The sequence below is a fragment of the uncultured Methylobacterium sp. genome, from assembly GCF_964251405.1.
Taxonomy (GTDB): domain Bacteria; phylum Pseudomonadota; class Alphaproteobacteria; order Rhizobiales; family Beijerinckiaceae; genus Methylobacterium.
Map to the genome: position 1 here is coordinate 1 of NZ_CAXUJR010000094.1, position 3937 is coordinate 3937.

Here is a 3937-nt window from a genome sequence, read left to right on the forward strand (position 1 = left end):
AGCTTCCAGGGGCCGCAGGGCGGGCTGACCTTCCCGCTGAACGGGGTCTCGACCCACTGGTTCTCGCGGCTCTGGGCGGGGATGGGGGTGGTCGACATCTGGGCCGCGCTCTGGCGCTCGCTCCGGCTCGGGCTCGTCGTGATGGTTCTCACCGTCATCCTCGCCTTCTTCGCGGGGCTCGCCTTCCGCAAGCACTTCCGCGGCGAGGGCGCGCTGTTCACCATCGCGGTCGCGAGCCTGATCGTGCCGTCCATCGTGGTCTCGCTCGGGATCGGCCTCGAATTCCGGCTCCTCGACGATGCGGTCAACGCGGCGGCCGCGGCCACCGGCTGGGGCTGGCTGCAGGAGCACGGCACCCTGATGGGGCTCTATTCCTCGGCGCTCGGCGCGCACCTGACCTGGACGCTGCCCTTCGGCCTCCTCATCATGTTCGCGGTCTTCAACCGGTTCGATCCGGCCTACGAGGAGGCGGCGCGCGACCTCGGCGCCACCGGCGCGCAGACCCTGCGGCATGTCGTGGTGCCGATCCTCGGGCCCTCGCTGGTCGGCGTCGCGCTCTTCGGCTTTACCCTGTCCTTCGACGAACTCGCCCGCACCAGCCAGGCGATCGGCGGGCGCAACACCCTCCCCCTGGAACTCCAGGGCCTCACCACCACCGTGACGACGCCGGAGATCTACGCGCTCGGCACGCTCACCACCGGCATGTCGCTGGCGGTGATCGGCCTCGCGCTCGGCGCCGGCCTGTGGCTTCAGAAGCGCAAGGCGAGGCGGGCCCTGCTCGGCTGAGCCTCCTCATGAAAAAAGCCGGCCCCCCGATGGGAGCCGGCTCGCGGTCGGACGAAACGGCCGTCGTTTCAGCGGGCGCTGGTCTCACGCTGCCGCTGGCCGATCGAGCCGGTGGTGACGACGTCGCCGCGCAGGGTGGCGACCGCATCGGCACCGTAGGACGGCGGCATCGGGAAGCGCGGCGCGAGGCGGCCGGTGCTGCTCTCCATCGCCACTGTGACGCTCGAAGCGCCGGAATTCTGTGCGAGCGCCGTGGCCCCGGCCGAAGCCAGGACGAAAGCGAGCGCGGCGGAAACAAGTCGGGTGGTCATCATCAATCCGTTCATACCGACGCGACCGGTGGGTCTGTGGTGGATCGCGTCCCGGTGTGTGCAGTGCAATATGGGCCCAAGCCCTCCGGAATGGACGTGCGTTTGGGCACCTTGAGGCGCTTTTTTGAGCTTAAATGAGAGGCTTAACGCCCGTCGCTCATATTTTTAGGCACTCATGCTTACTTCCTGAGCGTGCTGGCCGTGGCGTCCGATGACGGCCCTGCCGCGGGTCCTCCGCGGCCGCCAAGCACCGCGTGCATGCCCCCGCTGCGTCACGATCGGCCGTGGCCAGAATCGGGATTGCACATGTGTCCTCATGGTATGGGACATGCTCGAGTCCGGGGACGGGGAGCCGAGATCATGTCAGCCCGACCCGCTTCCGAGGACCCGCCACTGCCTCCGATCGCCCCCGGCATGATCAGCGTGTTCGATCTCTTCAAGATCGGCATCGGCCCGTCGAGCTCCCACACCGTCGGGCCGATGATCGCCGCCGATCTGTTCCGCGGGCGGCTGCCTCGCGACGCGGTACGGGTCCGGGTGGAGATCTACGGCTCCTTGGCCTGGACCGGCCGCGGCCACGCCACCGACACCGCGATCTGCCTCGGGCTCCTCGGCCAGACGCCCGACACCATCGATCCGGACGCGATCCCGGCGCTGATGGCGGAGCTTGCGGCGAGCCGCTCCATCGGCGGCGGCATCGAATTCGACCCAGCGGCCGACCTCATCCTCAACCTCACCGAGCTCTTGCCGGTCCATACCAACGGGATGCGGTTTCGCGCCCTCGACGCGCAGGGCGGGCTCGTGGCCGAGGAGATCTTCTATTCCATCGGCGGCGGCTTCGTCGTGGGGGCCGAGGCGGAGGCCACCATTCCGGTCTTCACGGCGGCGCATCCGTTCCATAGCGGCGCCGAATTGCTGGAGGTCTGCGCCAGGACGGGCCTCACCGTGGCGCAGGTCCAACTCGCCAACGAGGGCGGGCTCCGGCCGCTGCCCGAGATCGAGGCTCGGCTCGATGCCATCGCGGAGGCGATGTTCGCCTGTATCGACCGCGGCCTGCGCATGGACGGAACCCTGCCCGGCGGCATGCGGGTGCGCCGCCGCGCCAAGGCGCTCCACGCGCAACTGGAGGCCGGGCGCATGGCCAACAGCCGCGCCGCCCACGAGATCCTCGACTGGGTCAGCCTGTTCGCCATCGCGGTCAATGAGGAGAACGCCGCCGGCGGTCGGGTCGTCACCGCGCCCACCAACGGCGCCGCCGGGATCGTCCCCGCGGTGATGCGCTACGCCCGTGACTTCTGCCCCGACTGGTCGCCCGAGCGTGGGCGCGACTTCCTGCTCACCGCCGCCGCCATCGGCGGGCTGATCAAGCGCCGCGCCTCGATCTCGGGGGCGGAAGTGGGGTGCCAGGGCGAGGTCGGCTCGGCCGCCTCCATGGCGGCGGCAGGGCTCGCCTCCCTGCTCGGGGCGAACACCCTCCAGATCGAGAACGCCGCCGAGATCGCCATGGAGCACCATCTCGGCATGACCTGCGACCCGATCGGCGGCCTCGTCCAGATTCCCTGCATCGAGCGCAACGCCTTCGGCGCCAACAAGGCCATCGTCGCCGCCTCCCTGGCGCTGCGCGGCGACGGCATCCACCATGTCAGCCTCGACGCGGTCATCGAGACCATGCGCCAGACCGGGGCGGACATGCAGACGAAGTACAAGGAGACGTCGCTCGGCGGGCTCGCGGTGAACGTGGCGGCGTGCTGAGCCTGTCGGGCTGCTCGCACAGGGGCCGGCTGGCAGACCCGGATGAACGACGCGCCGGCACGGGCGGTCGACGATCTTCGGTAAGGCGGTGAGGCGGCTGCCCTTCCTGTGCAGGATCCGATGCGGTCGTTCCCTCGCGCCCGGTGCCGTGTAGAGTGGTGCCAACAACAACGAGGAAACGCCACGATGACCGTTCTGACCCAGGCGCGCCGTTCTGTGCTGCTCGGCGCTGCCGCCGCCACGCTCGCCCTGTCACTGCCGGCATTCGCGCAGGCCCCCTTCCCGATCCGCCCGATCACCCTGGTCGTCCCCTTCGCGGCGGGCGGCTCCACCGACGTGGTCGGACGCCTCGTGGCGCAGAAGATGTCGGACGTGCTCGGCCAGCAGGTGGTGGTCGAGAACGTGGTCGGTGCCGGCGGCAATGTCGGCGCCGCGCGCATCGCCAAGGCCGAACCCGACGGCTATTCAATGCTGATGGGCACCGTGGCGACCCACGCGCTGAACCCGCTCATGCTCAAGCGCAAGCCCTACGACCCCGTCACGGACTTCACGCCGATCTCGCTGCTCGCCGTCATCCCGAACGTGCTCGTCGTCAACCCGAAACTGCCCGCGAACTCGGTCAAGGAGCTGATCGCGCTCCTCAAGGCCGAGCCGGACAAGTACAACTACGCGTCGTCGGGGCTGGGCACCCCGCTCCACCTCTCGGGCGAGTTGTTCAAGAGCATGGCGGGGGTGAAGATGCAGCACATCCCCTATCGCGGCTCCGGCCCGGCCCTGAACGACGTGGTCGCCGGCCAAGTGCCGATCCAGTTCGACAACCTGCCCTCGGCCTCCGAGTTCATCAAGGCGGGCTCCCTGCGGGGCCTCGCGGTGACCACGAAGGAGCGCGCGCCCTCCTTCCCCGACATTCCCACCATCGCGGAAGCCGGCCTGCCTGGCTACGAGACCTATACCTGGAACGCCCTGTTCGCGCCGCCGAACACCCCGCGCCCGATCATCGACAAGCTCAACGACGCGGCGCGGAAGGCGCTGACCGATCCGACCGTGATCGAGCGCATGAAGGCCTTCAGCGCCATCGTCGTGAGCTC

At 69.3% G+C, this 3937-nt stretch carries 4 protein-coding genes; 3 read left to right on the forward strand and 1 reads right to left on the reverse strand.

All coding sequences use genetic code 11. The annotated features are described in order from the left end of the window. Positions 1-786 (forward strand): ABC transporter permease (locus tag ACFE7U_RS14905; protein ID WP_375410507.1); only part of this gene is annotated, 786 nt, incomplete at its 5' end. Between the two features lie 68 nt (positions 787-854). Here ACFE7U_RS14905 and ACFE7U_RS14910 read toward each other — a convergent pair. After that, complete coding sequence (locus ACFE7U_RS14910) at positions 855-1100, reverse strand: hypothetical protein (protein WP_375410508.1); 246 nt, start codon at positions 1098-1100, stop codon at positions 855-857. Between the two features lie 411 nt (positions 1101-1511). Here ACFE7U_RS14910 and ACFE7U_RS14915 point away from each other — a divergent pair, with 411 nt between their 5' ends. Continuing rightward, positions 1512-2849 carry an L-serine ammonia-lyase gene (locus tag ACFE7U_RS14915; protein WP_375410519.1) on the forward strand — a complete coding sequence of 446 codons (1338 nt, stop codon included), beginning with the start codon at positions 1512-1514 and terminating at the stop codon, positions 2847-2849. A 186-nt stretch (positions 2850-3035) separates the two neighbouring features. Then, positions 3036-3937: Bug family tripartite tricarboxylate transporter substrate binding protein (locus ACFE7U_RS14920; protein ID WP_375410509.1), on the forward strand; the 902-nt coding region annotated here is incomplete at its 3' end.